Source organism: Flammeovirga agarivorans (assembly GCF_012641475.1).
GTDB classification, from domain to species: Bacteria; Bacteroidota; Bacteroidia; order Cytophagales; family Flammeovirgaceae; genus Flammeovirga; species Flammeovirga agarivorans.
Genome location: NZ_JABAIL010000011.1, coordinates 27,779 through 47,548, shown reverse-complemented (window position 1 = coordinate 47,548; position 19,770 = coordinate 27,779). Strand labels below are relative to the sequence as shown.

Annotated in this window: 11 protein-coding genes; 2 read left to right on the top strand and 9 right to left on the bottom strand. The window is 35.8% G+C overall.

What is annotated here, in order from left to right; genetic code table 11:
* Position 1: 1 nt before the first annotated feature.
* From aldA to HGP29_RS24040, 7 genes are all read right to left on the bottom strand, one after another.
* Positions 2-1,468, bottom strand: a complete 1,467-nt coding sequence (gene aldA, locus HGP29_RS24070; protein ID WP_168885016.1) for an aldehyde dehydrogenase — start codon at positions 1,466-1,468, stop codon at positions 2-4.
* Between the two features lie 111 nt (positions 1,469-1,579).
* The gene (locus HGP29_RS24065) at positions 1,580-2,350 is read right to left on the bottom strand and encodes an SDR family NAD(P)-dependent oxidoreductase (protein ID WP_168885015.1); all 771 of its coding nucleotides are present in this window, start codon (positions 2,348-2,350) and stop codon (positions 1,580-1,582) included.
* A gap of 61 nt (positions 2,351-2,411) precedes the next feature.
* Positions 2,412-3,446, bottom strand: coding sequence for a zinc-dependent alcohol dehydrogenase (locus HGP29_RS24060; RefSeq protein WP_168885014.1), 1,035 nt, complete (start codon positions 3,444-3,446; stop codon positions 2,412-2,414).
* Between the two features lie 16 nt (positions 3,447-3,462).
* Positions 3,463-6,048: a glycoside hydrolase family 2 TIM barrel-domain containing protein gene (locus HGP29_RS24055; protein WP_168885013.1), complete on the bottom strand. Its 2,586-nt coding sequence runs from the start codon at positions 6,046-6,048 to the stop codon at positions 3,463-3,465.
* A gap of 208 nt (positions 6,049-6,256) precedes the next feature.
* A complete protein-coding gene (locus HGP29_RS24050; RefSeq protein WP_168885012.1) occupies positions 6,257-7,831 on the bottom strand; it encodes a hypothetical protein in 1,575 nt (524 codons plus the stop codon).
* A gap of 27 nt (positions 7,832-7,858) precedes the next feature.
* Positions 7,859-9,574 carry a RagB/SusD family nutrient uptake outer membrane protein gene (locus HGP29_RS24045; RefSeq protein WP_168885011.1) on the bottom strand — a complete coding sequence of 572 codons (1,716 nt, stop codon included), beginning with the start codon at positions 9,572-9,574 and terminating at the stop codon, positions 7,859-7,861.
* Positions 9,575-9,594: 20 nt separating this feature from the next.
* Positions 9,595-12,684 (bottom strand): SusC/RagA family TonB-linked outer membrane protein, encoded by a 3,090-nt coding sequence (locus HGP29_RS24040; protein ID WP_168885010.1) that lies wholly within the window; start codon positions 12,682-12,684, stop codon positions 9,595-9,597.
* Positions 12,685-13,097: 413 nt separating this feature from the next.
* On the opposite strand from HGP29_RS24040, the gene HGP29_RS24035 reads away from it, so the two are divergent.
* The gene (locus HGP29_RS24035) at positions 13,098-14,645 is read left to right on the top strand and encodes a hypothetical protein (RefSeq protein WP_211093400.1); all 1,548 of its coding nucleotides are present in this window, start codon (positions 13,098-13,100) and stop codon (positions 14,643-14,645) included.
* A gap of 59 nt (positions 14,646-14,704) precedes the next feature.
* On the opposite strand, the gene HGP29_RS24030 is transcribed toward HGP29_RS24035, so the two are convergent.
* Both HGP29_RS24030 and HGP29_RS24025 read right to left on the bottom strand, forming a co-directional pair.
* On the bottom strand, positions 14,705-15,685 hold the full coding sequence (locus HGP29_RS24030) for a helix-turn-helix domain-containing protein (protein ID WP_168885008.1): 981 nt from the start codon (positions 15,683-15,685) through the stop codon (positions 14,705-14,707).
* A gap of 80 nt (positions 15,686-15,765) precedes the next feature.
* On the bottom strand, positions 15,766-17,334 hold the full coding sequence (locus HGP29_RS24025) for an arylsulfatase (protein WP_168885007.1): 1,569 nt from the start codon (positions 17,332-17,334) through the stop codon (positions 15,766-15,768).
* Positions 17,335-17,805: 471 nt separating this feature from the next.
* Between HGP29_RS24025 and HGP29_RS24020 the strand changes: the two genes are divergently transcribed.
* Positions 17,806-19,764, top strand: coding sequence for a beta-agarase (locus tag HGP29_RS24020; protein WP_168885006.1), 1,959 nt, complete (start codon positions 17,806-17,808; stop codon positions 19,762-19,764).
* The last annotated feature ends 6 nt before the right edge of the window (positions 19,765-19,770 follow it).

The following is a 19,770-nucleotide window of genomic DNA, read 5'->3' as shown; positions in this document are numbered from 1 at the left end:
TTTAGTATTTTACATAAAATGTTTTCTTCTCCATGTATTGCTCAAAGCCATACTTTCCGTCTTCTCCACCTGTTCCACTAAGCTTGTATCCATTATGGAATCCTTGATGTTGCTCGCCATGACCTCTGTTGACATAAATCTCACCAAATTCAAGGTCATCATTTAGTTGCATGATCGTATTAATGTCTCTAGTGAAAACCATCGCTGCTAGACCAAACTCACAATCATTTGCGTATTTAACTACTTCATCAAACTCTTTGAACTTTAATACAGGTAGTATTGGACCAAAAGCTTCTTCATGTACAATGGTCATGTCTTGAGTTACATCTGTAATTACAGTAGGCTCAAACCAGAAACCTTTCTCGAATTCTTTTCCTGCAGGTTTACCACCACCATGAGCAATAGTAGCTCCTTCTTCTATGGATTTAGCCACTAAATGTTCCATGTTCTTGATCTCAGAAGCATTCACTTTAGGTCCCATAGTCGTTGACGATTCTAATGGATTTCCAACCTTAATGGCCTTCACTTTTTCCATAAAACGCTCCATGAATACATCATAGATTGCTTCATGGACATACATTCTTTCATTACAAGTACATACCTGACCACAGTTATCAAATCGAGAACTGAAACAGGCGTCTACAGCTAAATCAATGTCAGCATCAGGAAATACGATTGCTGGTGCTTTTCCTCCAAGCTCTAACTGAACATGAGCTAAATGCTCTGAAGCAGTTTTAAAGATTTGTTGCCCAGCAGGTGTTGAACCAGTCATTGTGACCATTTTAGTAATTGGATTCGCCACTAATGCATTACCCAATACTCTACCTTTACCCGTTACGATATTGATAAGTCCCTTAGGAATACCCACTTTCTCAGCAATGTATCCTAATTCTAAAGTCGCTAATGGTGTTTCCTGAGTTGGTTTGACAACAATGGCATTTCCCGCTACTAGCGCTGGACCGATTTTTCTACCAGCCAACGCCAACGGGAAGTTCCATGCTGTTATTGCCACAATCACACCACGAGGTATTTTTTGAATCCAGATTTGTTCTCCTGGATTGCTAGAGGGCATAATGTCCCCCTCAATATGTCTTGCCCAGTCGCAGGCATATTCGATAAAAGTAGCTGTTACCTCTACCTCCATTTCTGCTACTGATAATAGTTTTCCTTGTTCTCTTGTCAGTAAGTTGGATAGGAATGGTTTGTTTGCTCTAATTTCTGCAGCAAACTTTCTCATTAGATTCGCTCTTTCAATAGAAGGTAGCTTCTTCCATTCCTTCTGTGCTTTCTCTGCAGCACTAAGTGCCAAATTCGCCTCGTGTTCGTCTCCTACTTGGACAACACCAACGATATCTTCGTTAATTGGGCTTATTACATTTTCTGTAACTCCTGAAGAGGCTTTGATCCATTCTCCATCAATAAATAAGTCATATTCTTTGACTTCTGCTGCTGCTAATACTTCAGACATAATCGATTAGTTTTCTGGTTTAAGAAAAAAGAGGACTGCATCATCTAGTGCGTATGAAATTGATATCGGCAGTCCCCATTTTCAATCATTCAAATTATATATATTCATTGTTTAGCGTCCCATCCATCCGCCATCTACAAGCATTACGCTGCCATGCATATAGGCAGCAGCCTGTGAGGCTAAGAAGACTACTGGTCCTGCAAAATCTACTGGGTCACCCCATCTTCCTGCAGGAATTCTTGAAAGTATAGATTGTGCTCTTTCAGGATCATTTCTCAATGCCTCAGTATTATCTGTGCTGATATACCCTGGAGCGATGGCGTTAACATTTACACCTTTCCCAGCCCATTCATTTGCAAAAGCCATTGTTAATTGTCCAATCGCTCCTTTACTTGCTGCATAACCTGGAACGGTAATACCTCCTTGGAAAGTTAATAATGAAGCAGTGAAGATCACTTTACCTTCTCCTCTTGCTACCATTTCTTTTCCTATTTCTCTTGTTAAGATGAACTGTGCATTTTGGTTTACCTCAACTACTTTATCCCACATTTCGTCAGGATGTTCTGCCGCTGGGGCTCTTAAAATCGTACCCGCGTTATTGACTAAAATATCAATTTTAGGATGGTTTCCTTTTACTGTTAGAATGAAGTCATACAATGATTTTCTATCAGAAAAGTCACATTGGTAAGCTTTAAACTTTCTACCTCTTGCTTCTACTTCTTTCTGTACATCACTTCCTTCTAATTCTAGTGATGCCGAGACGCCAATAACATCTGCACCTGCTTCAGCCAAACCAATTGCCATGGCTTTACCAATACCTCTTTTACAACCTGTAACTAATGCAACTTTATCTTTTAATTGGAAGTTATCTAAAATGCTCATTGTTTCTCTATTTAATATAAAATGTGAAGATTGAATCTTAGTTTTTGAATAGGATTTATAATTAGTTGTCCAGAGTTAAATCATTGCATCTAATTAAGTATTTCATCCCCTCTGGATTGTTATCAATTTCATCAAATACAGATTGGATATTATCAAGATCATCTACTTTTGTGATGAGTTTTTCAAAAGGAACAAAACCAGAATCGGCAATACGAATTGCTTCTTCATAGTCATCTTCTTCATAAAGTCTAGCACCTAATAGTTCGATTTCCGACCAGAAAAATTTAAATAAATCTACCTTCTTTTGCTCACCTCCATGGATCGCCACCATTACAATTCTTCCTCTTACATTAACCACCTCAGTCATTGTCTGAACACCTGGAGCTGAACCTGATACTTCAAAAGCACAGTCAATCATTTTCTCATCAGTCAATTCAGAAATTCTTTCTGTTAGGTTTTCTTTGGCAGGATTGATTGTTGTAAAACCTAAATCGTTTAGCATTTTCAACCTGACCTCATTCACTTCTGAAATCAATACATTGGCTCCTTTCTCTTTTAGAACATAACCGATTAATGTACCAATTGGGCCTCCGCCAATAACCAAACAATTTTCGCCTTTTGTGACTCTACCAATTTTAACATCATGACATGCCACAGCTAATGGCTCAACAAATGCACCATGCATTAAGCTTAACTGTTCTGGAAGTTTATGTAATGTATAAGCAGGTACGGTCCAAGAATTCTGAAATGCTCCACTTGAATCTATACCAATGAATTTCAAATTCTTACCCACATGTTTGAAACCTTTATCAAACGGGTGTTCATCTCCAAAATTCAATGGGCGTACAGCAACTTTATCACCTACTTTTACATTCGTTACACCTTCACCTACTTCTGCTACAACAGCAGAAGCTTCATGACCAACTGTTTGTGGAGGACTTACTCTTTGGTCCATCACTCCATGAAAAATATGTACATCTGTGCCACATACTCCACAGTAAGCCACATCCAATCTCACCTCACCTTTTCCAGGTTTAATTGATTGTCCTTCACCTACTGAAATTTTTCCTTTCGATTCATAAAATGCTGCTTTCATCGTCTTATCCTTTTGTTTAGTTCAATTCTGCAAATACGTCTTCTTGGTCTTCCTTATCATCGCCAATAGTTAGAAGAATCTTATCTTCTGAAAGTCCATCAACTGTTGCTTTAACTTCTACATCTACTGCATCTTTTGTAGATTGAAGTACCAGTAATGCCCTTCCTTTATCTGTCTCTATTTTTCTTAATGTATGATTCTGAATATTAGTTACCGCTCCATTATCAACGCCCAATAACCTTAAGTACTGTGGGATATCGAAGTTGATAATTCTTTCCTCATGACGTACTGGATTTCCTTGTCCATCCACTAATTGAGCAACTACATGTGCTACTTCATAACGGTCATTTTCCAATCTCCTTTTATCAAGGGTTAGCTTCACTTTTTCAGGTTCCCCTGCCGTAACTAATTTCGTTTCTGTAGTGATACCGCCTTTTTTACCAATAGCTGATAGTTCCCCTTTTTCAAATGGAACGGCCCACTTGTAAATGTGATCTTCAAACTGATCTAATGTTTTCACACCTAAGCTTTTACCATTTAAAAACAGTTCAATTTCTTCAGAGTTAGAGTACAGTTCTACGCTAATCATCTGTCCTTTGCTATAATTCCAATGGTTGTTTACATCATGCCATTCCCATAATGCCGTTTTCCAAGCCTCAGGATTTTTTGCTACTAACTCTCCTTTTTTGTTGAGTTTATTAATTGATTTTTCTATCGATTGAGTAGCAATAAAAGTATGAGGTTTATCAGACCACAATGTCTTTATCATATGGTAAGAAGGCTTAGGAAAACCTGCAAAATCAACCATACCGGCATCATTACCTTTAGCTGGCCAATTCGCTCTGATTTCACCTAAATAGTTTATACCTGTCCAGAAGAAAGTACCAGCAATAAATGGTCGATCCATAATGGCTTTCCATTCATGATATTGAGCTAAGTTTTCTGTACCCATGATTACTTTATCTGGGTAGTTTTCATGACCGTAATCGTATAAAACTCTTCGGTAACTATACCCTACAATATCTAAAGATTGACCGTATTTTGTTTCATGTGATGCCGAAGGAAGAATACAATTTGCCGTAACAGGTCTAGTAAGGTCCATCTCTTTAGTCCACTTCACTAGCATTTCTGCTGTATTTCCGATTGTATGTTCCTGTTTCGGTAAACGGTCTAATTCATTCTTAATCTCTTCTCTTGAATATGGAGATTTTGACCAAAAATAATTACCATTCCAATTCATATTGCCAAAGAAACCTGTGGCCTTCGAAATACGCGGATAAGTCCACTCGATTTCGTTACCAATACTCCATTGGAATACCGAAGGGTGATTTCTGTGTGATAAGATCACTGATTTTAAATCACTTTCAGCATATTCTTGGAAATAATTTGTATATCCTTCTGTCTCAAAATTTTGCGACTGTTCTTTTTGATTCCATCTTTTGTCTTTAGGGTAATCCCATTCGTCAAAAAATTCGTCTTGAACTAAGAAGCCTAATTCATCACATAAATCTAAAAACTCGTTTGAAGCTGGGTTGTGTGCCACTCTAATTGCATTACAACCACCTTCCTTTAATACCTCTAATCGTCTGCGCCAAACATCTTTTGGTACAGCAGTACCCACTAAACCTGCATCATGGTGTAGGCAGACTCCTTTAATTTTCATGTTCTGTCCATTCAAGAAAAAACCGGAGTCTGCATCGAATCGTATGTTTCGTACACCGAAATTGGTAACTAGTTCATCAATTTGTCCATTATCAACAACCAGTTTTGTTTTCGCCAAGTATAACTTTGGATTGTCCACGTCCCAAAGTTCTGGATCAGTCAAGTTTACTTGTTGGTTTAGCTTAATTGTACTATTCGCTTTTATCAGTTTGTTGTCAGAAGTTTTAGTTATAAATTTTCCGTCTTGATTATATATTTCAGTAATGATTTTAATATTTTTATCTATTGAATAACCATTATTAATATCTGTTTCAATTTGTACTAAAGCTTTCTCTTTAGAAACTTCAGGAGTAGTAATAAATGATCCCCAAACAGGAATATGTAGTTTGTCAGTTACTATCAACTCTACATTTCTGTAGATACCTGCACCAGTATACCATCTACTGTCTGCATAATTGCGATGGTCTACCTTTACAGCAATTGTATTTTCTTTATTTGATTGAAGATATGGAGTTAAATCATAATAAAATGGAGAATATCCATAAGGATGAAAACCTAGTTTTTTACCATTTAAATATACCTCAGACTTATTATAGACACCATCAAATAGAATAAATGCCTTTTGGTTTTTCGTTAGTGATAGGTGAAAGTTCTTTTTGTACCAACCAATTCCTCCACCATAGATATATCCCGTAGCTGGAGCAAATTCTGCATTGGCCGAATCGTAATCGTGTTCAATGACCCAATCATGTGGAAGTCGCACCTCTTCCCATTTTGTTTTAGGAACTTCATTAAGTTGTAGATCTGACTGATCTACATTTAATAAAGCGAATTCCCAATCAAAATTGAAGTCGTTATTTCTTTGAGGTAGGTTTGCCTTTTTCTCTTGGCATCCTATCAGCCCAATACATATCAATATACTTATTAAATAAAATCTCATTGTCCTGTCCTTTCAAGTTGTTGCTAATTTTCTCCCTTCATTAAATTGGTTTACACTCTATATAATATGACATTTATGATACCTCAAACATTAGATTTATTAATGTTAGGAGTAAGAAAGGGCTGCTGTAATTTTTGAAAATTACAGAAAAAACAGCAGCCCAAAATTTTAAATATTTACTTTACCCATAGGGGGTATTAATCAATTTTTATGGTCTTAAGCTTACCTCTACGATACTGAAATCATCCACATAGTAAGTTAATGGAACACCACCACCATATTCGTTAAACGCTCTTAATGTTGGCACTTTGCTTTCACCATCTCTACAAGTATAGATTCCGAAACTAGCTTCGTACCACTCATTTTGTGGACTACCTCCAGATAACTCAGCTCTGTTTGTCCATGTTGCATTAAAGTCAACTTCAAAACCAGCCCATGCTGTATAGTTATCAATATAGATCATGGCAGTAATTAGGTAAGTTTTACCCGCTTCTGTTGGCACTTCATGACCGCTTCCGCTATCATCAACATGAACCATTGCCATGTTTGCTGATGCATCTGCCATATGAATTTTTAAACTTTTTGATCCTGAGTACGCTTTCTCTGAAGTAACTTCAGCAGTGTAATTGTCCCAAGAACCACCCCAACCTGCTGCTGCATAGTTAGAATTTAAAGAGTTCTCAATTCCTTGATCAAAAGTTGACGACTCAAGGATATTTACTAATCCGCCAATAGAAATTAACTGATCACTAAATGCATCCACTTCTTTACCATCTAATGAAGTAAGGTTACCTGGTGTATAGGTTACAGTAGCTACATCATCGTAGTAGATTACTTCATCTTCCAATTCAAGTAAAACAATGTTTGCCGCATCTGCATCCAAAGAAGCAGAAGTTACAGCTACAGATTTGTCAATTCCTTTGTCCGTATTTACTAAGTGAATTGTAAATGTTGCTGCTTCTACAGTTTCTGGATTGATCTCTCTACTGAAATCTAGTGCTACTTTCTCTCCAACTGTATAAACTCCTGTCAATTCAACAGGGTGAGTTGAAGGTACCACTTTAATTAAGTTCAGCAAGCTTAAAGTATCTGCTCCAAACGGTCTATCTCTGCTTGCTACAACTGAAGTAGAAAATTCACCTAACCTTTTATATTGTACAAAAGTTTCTGCAGCTGTACCTTCAAGAATCTGAGTTTCATCGTAAACCATAGTTGCTGGATCACCACCCTCAAATTCATAATTTACATTTTCAGGAGAACCTTTCGAATCAAATACATACTTAACATAAAGACCTGCAAGGATTTCATTTGTTACACCACTTGTTAAGTCCAATTCTGTTTCTGTACCATCAATATCAATTACATAGGCTTTTAAAGAAACGTCTACCGGTTCTAATACTGTGACAGTATAAGCCGTATCAATTTGGCTTCCCATTAAAACCGTATCTACATAAACAGAACTACCAAAAGTTTGTGCCAACTCTACTTTATGTTCTCCTACTTCATTAAATGTAACATGAATTACATCTTCCGAAGAAGTTGAGGAAGTTGAACCGTCCATAATTGCACCACTTGGAATTGTCCATGTTCTAGAAGTTACGCCTCTAGATACATCACCAAATGAGATCTTTCCTCCTACTTCAACTTTATTGTCGTAGTCAGCTTCCGATGTATACACTACATGGTGGTTTGGTTCTTCTGAAGGAGCCTCCCATTCATTGGCGTTACAGCCAATCAGCATGGCAATCATTGAGAAGAATACTATATAATTTAGTTTTTTCATTTCAATTTCAGTGTTTAGTTTAGAAAATTACTGAGATAAACCTGTGTTGATTTGTGTTTCACCCGTTGGAATCGGGAAGTAATCATGAGTATTCGAGTCGTAGATATCTGCCGCTACTTGGTAGTCTGGTCTCACTCTTTCTACAATGAAAAGTGGTGCTGCATTTTCTATCGACTCAAAGTTGTTTAATCTCCAATCTTCATCTGCCTTATTCTGAGTTAATACCTCCTGAACATTACCCCAACGTACTAGGTCTCTCCATCTATGCCCTTCAAAACATAACTCTAATGGTCTTTCTACCATTCTTAAGTGAGTTCTTACAGTTTCAACAGAAGGAGTAACTAATTCATGTGTGCCATGAACTTGTACTGATCGATGTAATGCTGGAAATTGACCCGCATTTTCTAAAGTATAAGTTTCCAGTGTTTTTACACCTGCTCTAGAACGAATCATATCGATGTAAGTCATTGCTGTTTGGAAGTCGCCAGTAGATTCAAGTACTGCTTCAGCATACATTAGCAATACATCTGCATAACGGATATGTCTCCAGTTAATACCTGAACGTTCTTGAGAATCTTCGTATTGAGTTTGATACCAATTCGAATGTTTCTTCACATAAGCAGATTGACCATATGCCCATCCAGTTTTTGTACCTGACTCTTCTTCAAAATATAGATCATCATAGTTAACAGGAACAATAGAAGCATTCATACGAATCGAATGTTCTTTACCTTCGTTTGCTGAATTTGTAGGATCTAACTCATCATAAACCATTAATTCATGCAAATAGTAAGATGTTAACACTGTGTTGTAACCGCCAGCACTTAAAGGTGCTGTTTGCCATGCTAATCCTGTAGCTTCACCAGAAGTTTCATTAGGATTATCATCAACTGTTTGACCAGGAGCACCAGGTTTTAACACATCTGAGTATGTTGTTTCGAAGATAGACTCAGCATTAAATTCATTAAGGTCTGTATGGTTATCAATAAGTTCTGACGTTAATGAATACACTCTACTATCAATTACTTCTTTAAATGTTTCTGCTGCACCTGCAAAATCCTGATTGTAAAGTTTTGCTTTACCAATTAATGAAGTAGCGGCACCCCAAGTTGCTCTACCAATATCTCCTTTGTCTGTCCATTCTTGAGGTAAATTTGCTTGTGCAAACTCTAAATCTGGCATAATAACAGATTCATATACCTCTGCCATAGTAGAAGTAGGACGATTGAACTCTTCTTGGCTTTTAACAACAGAAGTGTGTACAACTGCTTTCCCGTATGTATTGACTAATTCGAAGTAGTAGAAAGCTCTAAGGAATCTTACTTGTGCTTCGAACGATACTTTTTCATCATCTGTTAATTCAGTATCTTCATTACCAAGGTTTTCTAAAACTTGGTTTGCTCTGAAGATACCAATGTACAACTCATTCCATCTGTTTTGTACATATTCTGATGCGTCATTTACAGTCAGTTCTGCAAAAGGATATTGAGGGTACCAGTTTTCAGTACCGGCTAAATCACCTCTTACCATATCGTACGATCTGTTAGAACCACTTACAGAACCAAACTGAAGTGCTGCATAAACAGTATTCGTCGCTTTATTAAAATCCTCATTTGTTTTCCAGAAAAATGCTGGAGTAATACTATTCGGATTATCTTGAGTTAAAAATTCATCTTCGCTACAGCCCATCATCACAAAAGCTGCAAGAACACCACCGGCGATATATTTTTTAATATTTTTCATCTATTACGTCTTTTGTCTGATTAGAAGTTTAATTTCATACCTGCTAATAATCTTCTTGTTACAGGGTAGTTACCCGCATCTACACCTCTCATGTATAGACCATCTCCACCAATTTCTGGATCGTAACCTTTGTACTTTGTGAAAGTGAAAGGATTTTGAGCTGTAACATAGAATCTTAACTGATTGATCTTGTCTTTAAACAATTTCTTAGGTACAGTATATCCTAAAGTGATATTTCTTATTCTTAGGTATGAACCATCTTCTAAGAAGTAATCAGAACGCGCTCTAGTGTTTTCATGCTCTTGGTTGTTTCTTGCTGAAGGTACATCAGAATTAGGATTCTGAGGTGTCCACATATATACTTGATCTTTGTGACGAGATCCACCATAAGCATATAAAGCTGATCCATTGTAAATTTTAGATCCATGTGAGTAATACAATTGCATATAGAAGTCAAAACCTTTATAAGAAGCATTGATACCCATACCCATATTGAACTTCGCTTGTCCAGAACCTGCATATACTCTATCGTTATCATCAATTACACCATCATCATTTTGATCTTTGTACATGATGTCACCAAGCATTGCTGATCCATTCAATTCTCTATATTCTTCTAATTGTTCTTGTGTTTTAATCACACCTTCATTTTCAAGTAAGAAGAATGCACCTGCTTCGTATCCTTTAATTAAGAAAGTTGTAGGGTCTGTTCTTTCTCCTCTTGTCAATACAGGAACACCACCACTAAGAGCAAAACCTTCTAAACCATTAAGGTCAGTTACTTTATTTCTATTTTGTGCATAAGTACCTGTAACACTCCAATTGAAGCCGTTTTCATATGCTTGCTTGTACGTTAATGAGAACTCCATACCCTTATTGTACATGTCACCTGCATTAACAACAATATTATTATAATGGTTAACTGCTCTTGTTACCCAAGTACCTGAAGAAGGTGCTAAACGTTGGTTCAACAACATATCCTCTTTATCGTTCTTATAGAAATCAGCAGTAAACTGTAATCTATCGTTGAACATACTCAAGTCTAAACCAATATTCTTTGCAATAGTAGTTTCCCACTTAATGCCTTCATTAGAATATTGTCTTTGAATAGCACCAATACCTAACTCTTCGCTTCCTTCTGGTCCGAATGGATAATCAACACCTGCCTCAATTACTGGCATCCACATGTATGGATCAATGTTTTGGTTACCTACCTCACCATATGATGCTCTAACTTTTAAGTTTTCAATAAATGATAAACCTGATGCATTTTTGAAGAATTGTTCTTCTGAGATATTCCAACCTGCTGACCCACCAAAGAAAGTACCGTAACGATTCTCTGGAGAGAAGTTAGACGATCCATCATTTCTTACTGAGAATGAAACTAAGTAACGATTATCATAGTTATACTGAGCTCTAAACATTTTACCTGTTAGTGTCTGCGTATTTTCATAACCGTATGGTTTTGTGGCTGTTTGACCTGCACTTAATACTGGTGTATCGTTAGATAATAAACCTACTACACCTACACCTGTTTGCTTACTGTGGTATTCTTCCCATGAGTATACTGCTGTAAGTCCAATTGTATGTTTACCAAACTGTCTGTTGTACTTTAGGATGTTTTCTAAAGTAGTACCTGTATTTAAGGTATTTTCTTGATTTAACATCGCATCTACATTTGAACCTGCAGGTACTAGACCGTTTTCATTGTAAACTAAAAACTCTGGTCTGAAGAAGTTTCTCTCGTAATCCCAAGTATTTCTACCCAAGTTTACTTGATACGATAAACCTTTTACAATCTCATACTCCATTGATAGGGCCATATTTGTCGACATTACATCTCTAACATCAGAGTTTTGTAACTGACGTGCTAACCAACCAAATTGTAAAGCGTTTTGTGATTCAACAAATACTGAATTGCCACCTACTAATTCCAAATCTCCTAACGGTTGTTCGTAAGGCTTTTGAATTACAGCATATTCGTATAAGCCCCAAGGCTCTTGATTTGTCTTCTCATCTGTAATAGCTACTGAAGCAAAAGCTCTAAATTTGTTCTTCTTAAATTCACCATTTAAACGAGTGGAGAATCTTTCGAATCCAGAATTTGCCATTACACCATCTTGGTTAAAGTAGTTAGTAGAAACATTGAATTTTACGTTTCTAGAACCACCTGAAATACCCAAGTTATACGATTGCATCCCTGCATTATCATTCTGTACATCACCCACGAAATCGCTATTGTTGTACAATGCATTAGGATTAAATACAAAGTGAATAGGTTTTTGACCAATTGCAGCTAACCTAGTCTCCTCTACGTACATTTGTTCTGTCGTATTCATTAATGGAGTACCAGAAGTAATGTTTTGAATACCAGCATAAGCGGAGAAATCTACATTAAAAGAATCCTCTTTACCTCTTTTCGTAGTAATCAAAATAACACCACCTGCAGCTCTTGTACCGTAAATCGATGCTGCTGCACCATCTTTCAGTACCTCAATACTTTCAATTTGTTCAGGTGCAATATTTGGATTCCCTTGGAAAGGAATACCATCTACTACATAAAGTGGAGCTCCAGCTGAAGTTGCCGAAACAATACCACGAATTTGGATGTTGGATTCAGCACCCGGTCTACCCGAACTTGCCTGAACATCAACACCTGCAATTTGACCTTGAAGAGATTCTCCTAAGTCTGATGTCGGTACTTTTAAGATCGCTTCTGATTTAAGAGACCCTACGGCACCTGTAATTTCTTTCTTTTTCTGCGTACCATATCCAATAACTACTACCTCGTCTAGAGCTTCAGTATCCATACTAAGTTGGATATTCAATTCTGTTTGTGTTGTAATATTTACAACTTGTTCCTGATATCCGATGTATGTGATAACTACATTCGAACCAGGTTTTACTTCCAGTGAATATTCACCTTCAAAGTTAGTTGTTGTTCCCTGTGTTGTTTTTTGAATAAAAATATTCACACCAGGTAACGGCTCATTTGTTTCAGCGTCTGTCACTCGCCCTCTTAAAATATTCTGTGCGTAACTATCTACAGTAATGATAGAGAGCATTATGAAAGTCAGAATAATTTTAAAAAAATCATAAGCTTTACTCATACTCATAATAAGTTAGATTAAAAAAGAGCAGCCTGCTAATCATTTCATTTCAAAGTTAAGTATTTAAAAAATCAGCGGACAACTAGTTAGAATTAATAAGTGTTCGCGAAACCCTTAACAAAGATGTGAAAAAGAAATTTATTTCTCATATATTTGACTAGATCAAAACTCAACAGAATGATTTTTTGGTCAAAATACCAATAAATTCAACTAGACACGTTATTTGTAATTATCTACAAACCAACTATTTAAATTTTACAAAAACCATATTTTTTGAAAAAATGACTAGACATCTAACTCTGATTTTTCTCTGTATTTTTGCTCTTAAATCGAGTTGTTTTTCCAAAGAAAAAATCTCTTCAAACTCTGGAAATTCAATAAAAAATGAAAAAAAATCTCTTGTTCAGAAAAAATTGAGTGTAAAAAGTACACAAAATTTATTAGAACAAGCCGACGCAATTAAATTTAGTTATCCCGATAGTGCGATATCCATGTATCAGTACTCTATTTCGGAATCTATTAAGTTAAAAGATAGCTTAACTTGGATACAATCCTTAATTGGACTTTCCAATTTATATGCTCATAATGGTCACTTTGGTCACTCATATGATGGCTATTGGGAAGCTTTAGGAATTGCTGAAAAAATTGATGACGATTTATCAAAAGTAAATATCTACAATGGCTTAGGTTGGCTCTATAGTTTCTACGAAAGAGACAACCTTTCTAATGACTACTTCAACAAAGCATTAGAAATCACAAAAGCGAATGGGAAAATTAGTCCAAAAGTATTAGTAGATAATTATTATGCCATCGCAACTCTCGCTAGAAAACGTAATGAATACGAAAAAGCCAGAGCCTATTTAGATAGTTGTTTAATTACAAAAGAACTTCACCCCGACTTATTACAAGAAGGAAATGCTTTTATCGATGCTGAATACGGTTATATCTATTATGAGGATGAAGAATATGAAGCCGCTTTAAAGACTCTCCTTCCATTAAACAAATACTTTACAGAAGAGCAACATAGTTATTTGGTGATCTTCCACTACTTTATTGGAAACATTTACCAAGAATTACATCAGTATAAAGAAGCTGAAAAATACTACCGTAGTGCAATCAGTGCCGGTCTTAAACATAAAAGTCACTCCGATTTGTTTCCTCTTATTTATGAAGAACTCTCTAAAGTGCTGACTAAATCAAACAGGTACAAAGAGGCTTACAAGATGTTGAAAATTTCTAAAGACCTTAATGAAAAGCAATTTGGTAGTAGAAATATTTCCAACAAACGCTTTATGGAAATCAAGGACCAGTTTAGAAAAAAACAACAACAGCAAAAAGAACTACTACAACAACAAGAGTTACAACGTCTAAAACAAGAGAGTAAAATTAATTACTTAAGAAATTTAATTTTCTATGTGACTATTGGCGGTTTAGTATTGGTTGTATTCTTTGTATACCGTAACCTTCGCAATAAATACAAAGCAAAGCAATTACTATTTATTGAGAAGCAACGTTTCGAAAAAGAGAAGATCAAGGAAGTTCTTGAAATCAAGAATAAAGAGTTGACATCCTCTGTTTTACAAATTATTCAGCATGAGGAAACACTTGCTGAAATTAAGAAAGAGTTAGTAGAACAAAAGAAAAACCCTGATCCTAACCAGATCAATAAGCTTGCAAAAAAGATTAACCTTAATACCAATAATAATTGGAAAGAGTTTGAAGCAAGATTTGTTGAGGTAAATGAAAACTTCTATAAAGAGTTAAATGAGCGTTTCCCTAAACTTACTCAAGGTGATCAAAAAATATGTGCATTGATTAAGTTAAACTTTGATAGTAAGGGAATGTCAAAATTATTAGGTATTTCAACAGAGTCTGTACATACAACGAGATATCGATTAAGGAAAAAATTAGGGTTGTCAAGACAAGATAATCTAGAAGAGTTTATTTCACAGATAGGATAAAAAAGGCCCCTCATTGGATGCAATATCTAATGAGGGCTTTTTTGTTAGATGAAACCAAATTAGAGGTTTTGAAATTCACTGGGTGATTTTCCGAATTTCTTTTTGAAAGCAAATGAGAATTTAGAAATTGATTTATACCCGTACATTCTTGATATCTCTGTAATGGTCATATTTTTAGTCGACAAACTTATTTTTGCCTGTTCTAATCTATAATTTTGATGAAAACGATGCAGTGAAGTTCCAAAGACATTTTTAAAATCCCTTCTTAGTTTTGATACAGAGAATCCATATTCTTGAGCCAATTCTTCCAAAGAAGGGGGATGTTCGAAAGTACTTAATATATCGTCTTTAATTTGTAGCAATGCCTCTAAATCATTTTGATGAATAAACTTTTCATTGGTTACCTCTCTGCTTAGAATCCTTTCATAGAATAACCCAATAGCTTCACTTGATCGAGCAATAATCAAGGAATTTGCCACTGGTGCGGGTTTATCTAACTCTTTTAAGTGGAATAATTCTTTTAGTAACAAATGTATTTCAAGGGACATATGATCATATATCATCCAAGTTTTATCGGTATTAAAAACATCTCCAAAATAATCAGCAAAAATTAAAAAGTTACTCTTTATCACTTCACTGGATGCCCTCACTCCTAACCACTGATGAACCTGATCCTTACGCATCAATACATCAAAAGTAAGTGCCGTATCAAAAATGGCCATCCCCTCAGTCAACTGAGTTTCTTGGTGATCAAATGGATGCCCTCTCATAAAGTCCCCTTTGTAAGAAAAACGGAAACATAGGTGCCTGTTCTCTTCTTTATTACCAATAAAAGTTACTCGATGGTCTTGCTTAAATGAGATCGTATTTAAAGAGATCTCAATACCCTCACTTAGTCTAAAATACCTAATTTCAATATCAAACAGTTCATCAGATACCTTATATACCTGATCTTTAATACTACCACCATATAGAGATTGTAATTGAAGTATGAGATCATAATTACTTCCTTCCTTTATTTTTATATGAGGTATTTCCATCTTATACTATTTGATATTTATTTGATTGAGCACCTACTACCCTATTGAATAGTAGGTACTCCTAATTTAATTAATTATGCTTATTTCTTATCGAATTGACTTTTCATCTCCTCTAAATCAGACATAAATTTCTTCATTCTGAATGTTTCATAGCCGATATCTGACATATTAACTTGGAAGCCCATTTGGAAAGGATATTGATCCATAGTGCCTAAGAACTCTTTCACTTTTGCTCCTGCCGGTACCATAACCCACATTTGATCTACCAACCAGCGGAAATACATTTCCGATTCAAACTTGGCTGTCTCAAATGGATCAGACTTAAGGTTTGTTACTGTTGGCCAAGCAGTACTTTGTCTTACTGCTGTTCTGAAGTTACCTTCTAATTGAGTAAATGAGATTTTCAAATCATCGATTCTTAAAGCATCAAATTTACCATTTTGGGCAAAGTAATAGATTTCATGTCTTGGTCCTTCTTCTTCTTTTCCTTGGAAGTAAGGCAAGAAGTTATACCCATCAAGGTGTACTCTCCATTCTTTTCCGTTCGCTTCAAAACCGTTTTTTGCATCGGCAACAATATCATCGTACCCTGCAGCTGCAGCTAATGTAGGCAACCAATCTTCATGAGACATAATATCGTTAATTTCTGCTCCAGCCTTGATCACACCAGGCCATTTTACTAATTGAGGTACTCTCATACCTCCTTCGTATGTTGTTCCTTTTTCACCATGGAAAGGTGTAGTACCACCATCAGGCCATGTAAACTTTTCCGCACCATTATCAGTCGAATAAATAACGATAGTATTATCATCTACTCCTAATTCTTCAATTAGATCTAACAATGTACCTACCTGATTATCATGCTCAACCATTCCATCAGGGTACAATCCTTTACCAGTAACTCCAATTGATTCCTCTTTCAATCTAGTATGAATATGCATTCTAGAAGAGTTAAACCAAACAAAGAAAGGTTGGTCACTTTTCACTGCATTCTCGATAAACTGAGTCGATGCCGCCAAGAATTCATCATCAACCGTTTCCATACGTTTACGTGTTAATGGTCCTGTATCCGAAATTCTACCATCAGCATAAGTATGTAGAACACCTCTAGGGCCATATTTTTTTCTGAATTCAGGGTCCTTAGGGTACGTCTCTGTCTCAGGTTCTTCTTCTGCGTTTAAGTGATATAAATTTCCAAAGAACTCATCAAAACCATGATTTGTTGGAAGGTGCTTATCTTGATCTCCTAAATGGTTTTTACCAAATTGAGCCGTAGTATATCCTTTCTCTTTTAGCACATCTCCAATAGTCGGAGCCCAATCTGGAATACCATGGTCAGCGCCCGGCATACCAATAGTTAACAAACCTGTTCTAAAAGGATGCTCTCCTAATGCAAAAGCTGAACGCCCTGCCGTACAAGATTGCTGTGCATAATGATCGGTAAAAATCGCACCTTCTTTTGCAATTCTATCGATATTGGGCGTTCTATACCCCATCATACCTCTGTTATAGGCTGAGATATTCCAAAAACCAATGTCATCACCCCAAATCACAAGGATATTGGGTTGTTTCTGTTTCGATTTTTTTTTCTGAGCAAAGGCCCCAAAAGATATGATGGTCACTAAAATTAGTAAGGATATTTTCTTCATCAATTCTACTATTTGTAATTCAATACTGTATCAGTTTATCTGATTTATGATGATATAAACGACAAGAAAATATTCTCGATTTTACTTTCATGTTCTCTGATTTTACCCTTATGTTCTTTATTAATTTCAACTTCTAATAACACTATGAAAAAGATCTCCTCATTGAATCATAAGGAGATTTCAGTATTATTTTCTATTTTAGAAATTGTATCATGACAACAACAATTAGGTATTGATTTACTCAAAGAAATCCCTTTCATCAATTTGTTCGGGTGATTTTTAAGAAAGATGAAACTAGAAAAAAACTGAACAATGGCCCTTTTAAGGCCATAGGAAATAGATTCTACCTCGACAAGGTTACAAACTGATGTGATGACATTCGATTATAAAGTACATTTATTACTGCTTGGGTATCGCTTACTTAACACTACGAAGGAATCTATTCTTTCAAATTAAATTTCAAAATCATTAATGAATGCTTTAAAACCTTTTTTTACATTATTTATAGGATGTATATGCTTCTATCAATCTGTAATAGCACAAACTTCTACCATAAATATTTATCCACAACAACGATATTCTATTGGCTCTATTCAGGAGTTCGATAGGAGTAAATACATCGTTTTACATGCTACCCAAATGGAACATGACTTTATAGGTAGTGAAAAACTCATGGATTATGTCATCAATGATTTGGATGTTTATTTAGGGCGAAATAATGGAATTATGGGAGGTGTTATCCATCGTTCAAAAGAAAACCCTAAACAAACAGGTTTTGTAGATCCAAACTTCATGGAAACAGCAGGTAAACGGTTTAGGGAAGTTGAATATGCAAAAAAATGGAAGCATACACATCAGTATGAGTCTCATAATTTTGAAATGGTAGGTGGACAAGTACAATTCTTCTGGACAGGTCATTCTACTAATATTAACCATCCCGAAAAAGGTTGGACAATCAGTGGCCCAGAAGCAATTGGTGATTTTATGGGACAATTTATTAACGAATTCTACAGAGACAAAGGCACTCCAATTTCAGACGGGCCAATTCGTCCTGAATACGTTGAAGTTATTAATGAACCTCTTTGGGAACTCATCGATGGTGTTGCGGACCTTTCTGAACGAAAAGAACCAAAAGAAATTTTCGAATTCCATAACAAAGCATCTCAGGCTTTCAAAAAGCATAATACAGAAGTAAAAATAGGTGGTTATACTGCCGCTTTTCCATTTTTCGATGATGCCGACTTTGAACAATGGAACAGTAGAATGAAGCTCTTCTATGACATGTCTGGTGAATATATGGACTTTGTCTCTATTCACCTTTACGATTTTAACCATCATCACCTTGGAGATAATGACCCTACAACCTTTGATGGTCCTATCAATTTTACTGGTGGAAGAATTGAAGCCACGCTAGATTTGATGGAATCGTATAGTATGAAAAAATACGGCACAGTCATTCCAATACTTATTTCGGAATATGGTGGAAGAGACCATGCTACAGAAGGTAAACCTTGGTATGCCGAGCGTGATTGGGATTACATGAAATCAATGAGCCCAATGATGATGCAGTTTATGCAGCGACCTGATCATATAGTTAAGGCTATTCCTTTTATGATTGGTAAAGCCGAATGGGGAAGAAAGGAAAATCCTTACCCTTGGCGTTTATTAAGACAAGAGTTTGAATTAGAAGGAAAAAGCAAGAAGTGGGTATTCACAGATCAAATAAAGTTCTATGAGTTATGGTCTGAAGTGAAAGGATCCAAAATTAATATTACTTCTCAAGACCCTACATTATTGGTGGATGCCTATAAAGACGATAATCACATTTATGTAGCACTAAGTAATCTCACAAGAATACCTAAAAATGTGTCTTTAAACCTATTGAACCTTCCAAAGGAAAGTCTTCTAAAAGTAGAGGGTAAACAATTGACCCTGAAAGATCATCAGCCTATACTTGTACTTATCAATTCGCAGTTGGGTGATACATACCAATTAGATAGTGAAGGGACGGCAATTATTACATATACCTTCAAAGAAGAAATCACCTCTTTAGTCAACATCAAAGAAACTAAACATTATTCAGATCTTATACTCCAAGAAATTCAAGCTTCAAAAGCTACAACTTATACTTTTGATAAACTGAATACCACAAATTTATCTTCTGCTAAAATAAGAATTGGTTATAGCAGGCCTCATGGTCAAAAAGTGTTTCCTACTGTTAGAGTGAATGGTAAAGAAGTGCAAGTACCTCAACAATTAATGGGGCAATCACAACATTTAAGACCTCAATTGTTTACTTCTATTGAAGTTGACGTACCAAAAGAATATTTATTAGAAAGTAATACTGTTGAAATAACGTTCCCAGATGAAGGAGGACATATTAGCAGTGTGATATTAAAAGAACTTACTAAGAATAACATTTCAGAATAAGTAATT

Coding starts and splice junctions, on each gene's coding strand:
- HGP29_RS24050 (WP_168885012.1), bottom strand. CDS start 7,831: ATGAAAAAACTAAATTATATAGTATTCTTCTCAATGATTGCCATGCTG.
- aldA (WP_168885016.1), bottom strand. CDS start 1,468: ATGTCTGAAGTATTAGCAGCAGCAGAAGTCAAAGAATATGACTTATTT.
- HGP29_RS24045 (WP_168885011.1), bottom strand. CDS start 9,574: ATGAAAAATATTAAAAAATATATCGCCGGTGGTGTTCTTGCAGCTTTT.
- HGP29_RS24040 (WP_168885010.1), bottom strand. CDS start 12,684: ATGAGTAAAGCTTATGATTTTTTTAAAATTATTCTGACTTTCATAATG.
- HGP29_RS24030 (WP_168885008.1), bottom strand. CDS start 15,685: ATGGAAATACCTCATATAAAAATAAAGGAAGGAAGTAATTATGATCTC.
- HGP29_RS24025 (WP_168885007.1), bottom strand. CDS start 17,334: ATGAAGAAAATATCCTTACTAATTTTAGTGACCATCATATCTTTTGGG.
- HGP29_RS24065 (WP_168885015.1), bottom strand. CDS start 2,350: ATGAGCATTTTAGATAACTTCCAATTAAAAGATAAAGTTGCATTAGTT.
- HGP29_RS24060 (WP_168885014.1), bottom strand. CDS start 3,446: ATGAAAGCAGCATTTTATGAATCGAAAGGAAAAATTTCAGTAGGTGAA.
- HGP29_RS24020 (WP_168885006.1), top strand. CDS start 17,806: ATGAATGCTTTAAAACCTTTTTTTACATTATTTATAGGATGTATATGC.
- HGP29_RS24055 (WP_168885013.1), bottom strand. CDS start 6,048: ATGAGATTTTATTTAATAAGTATATTGATATGTATTGGGCTGATAGGA.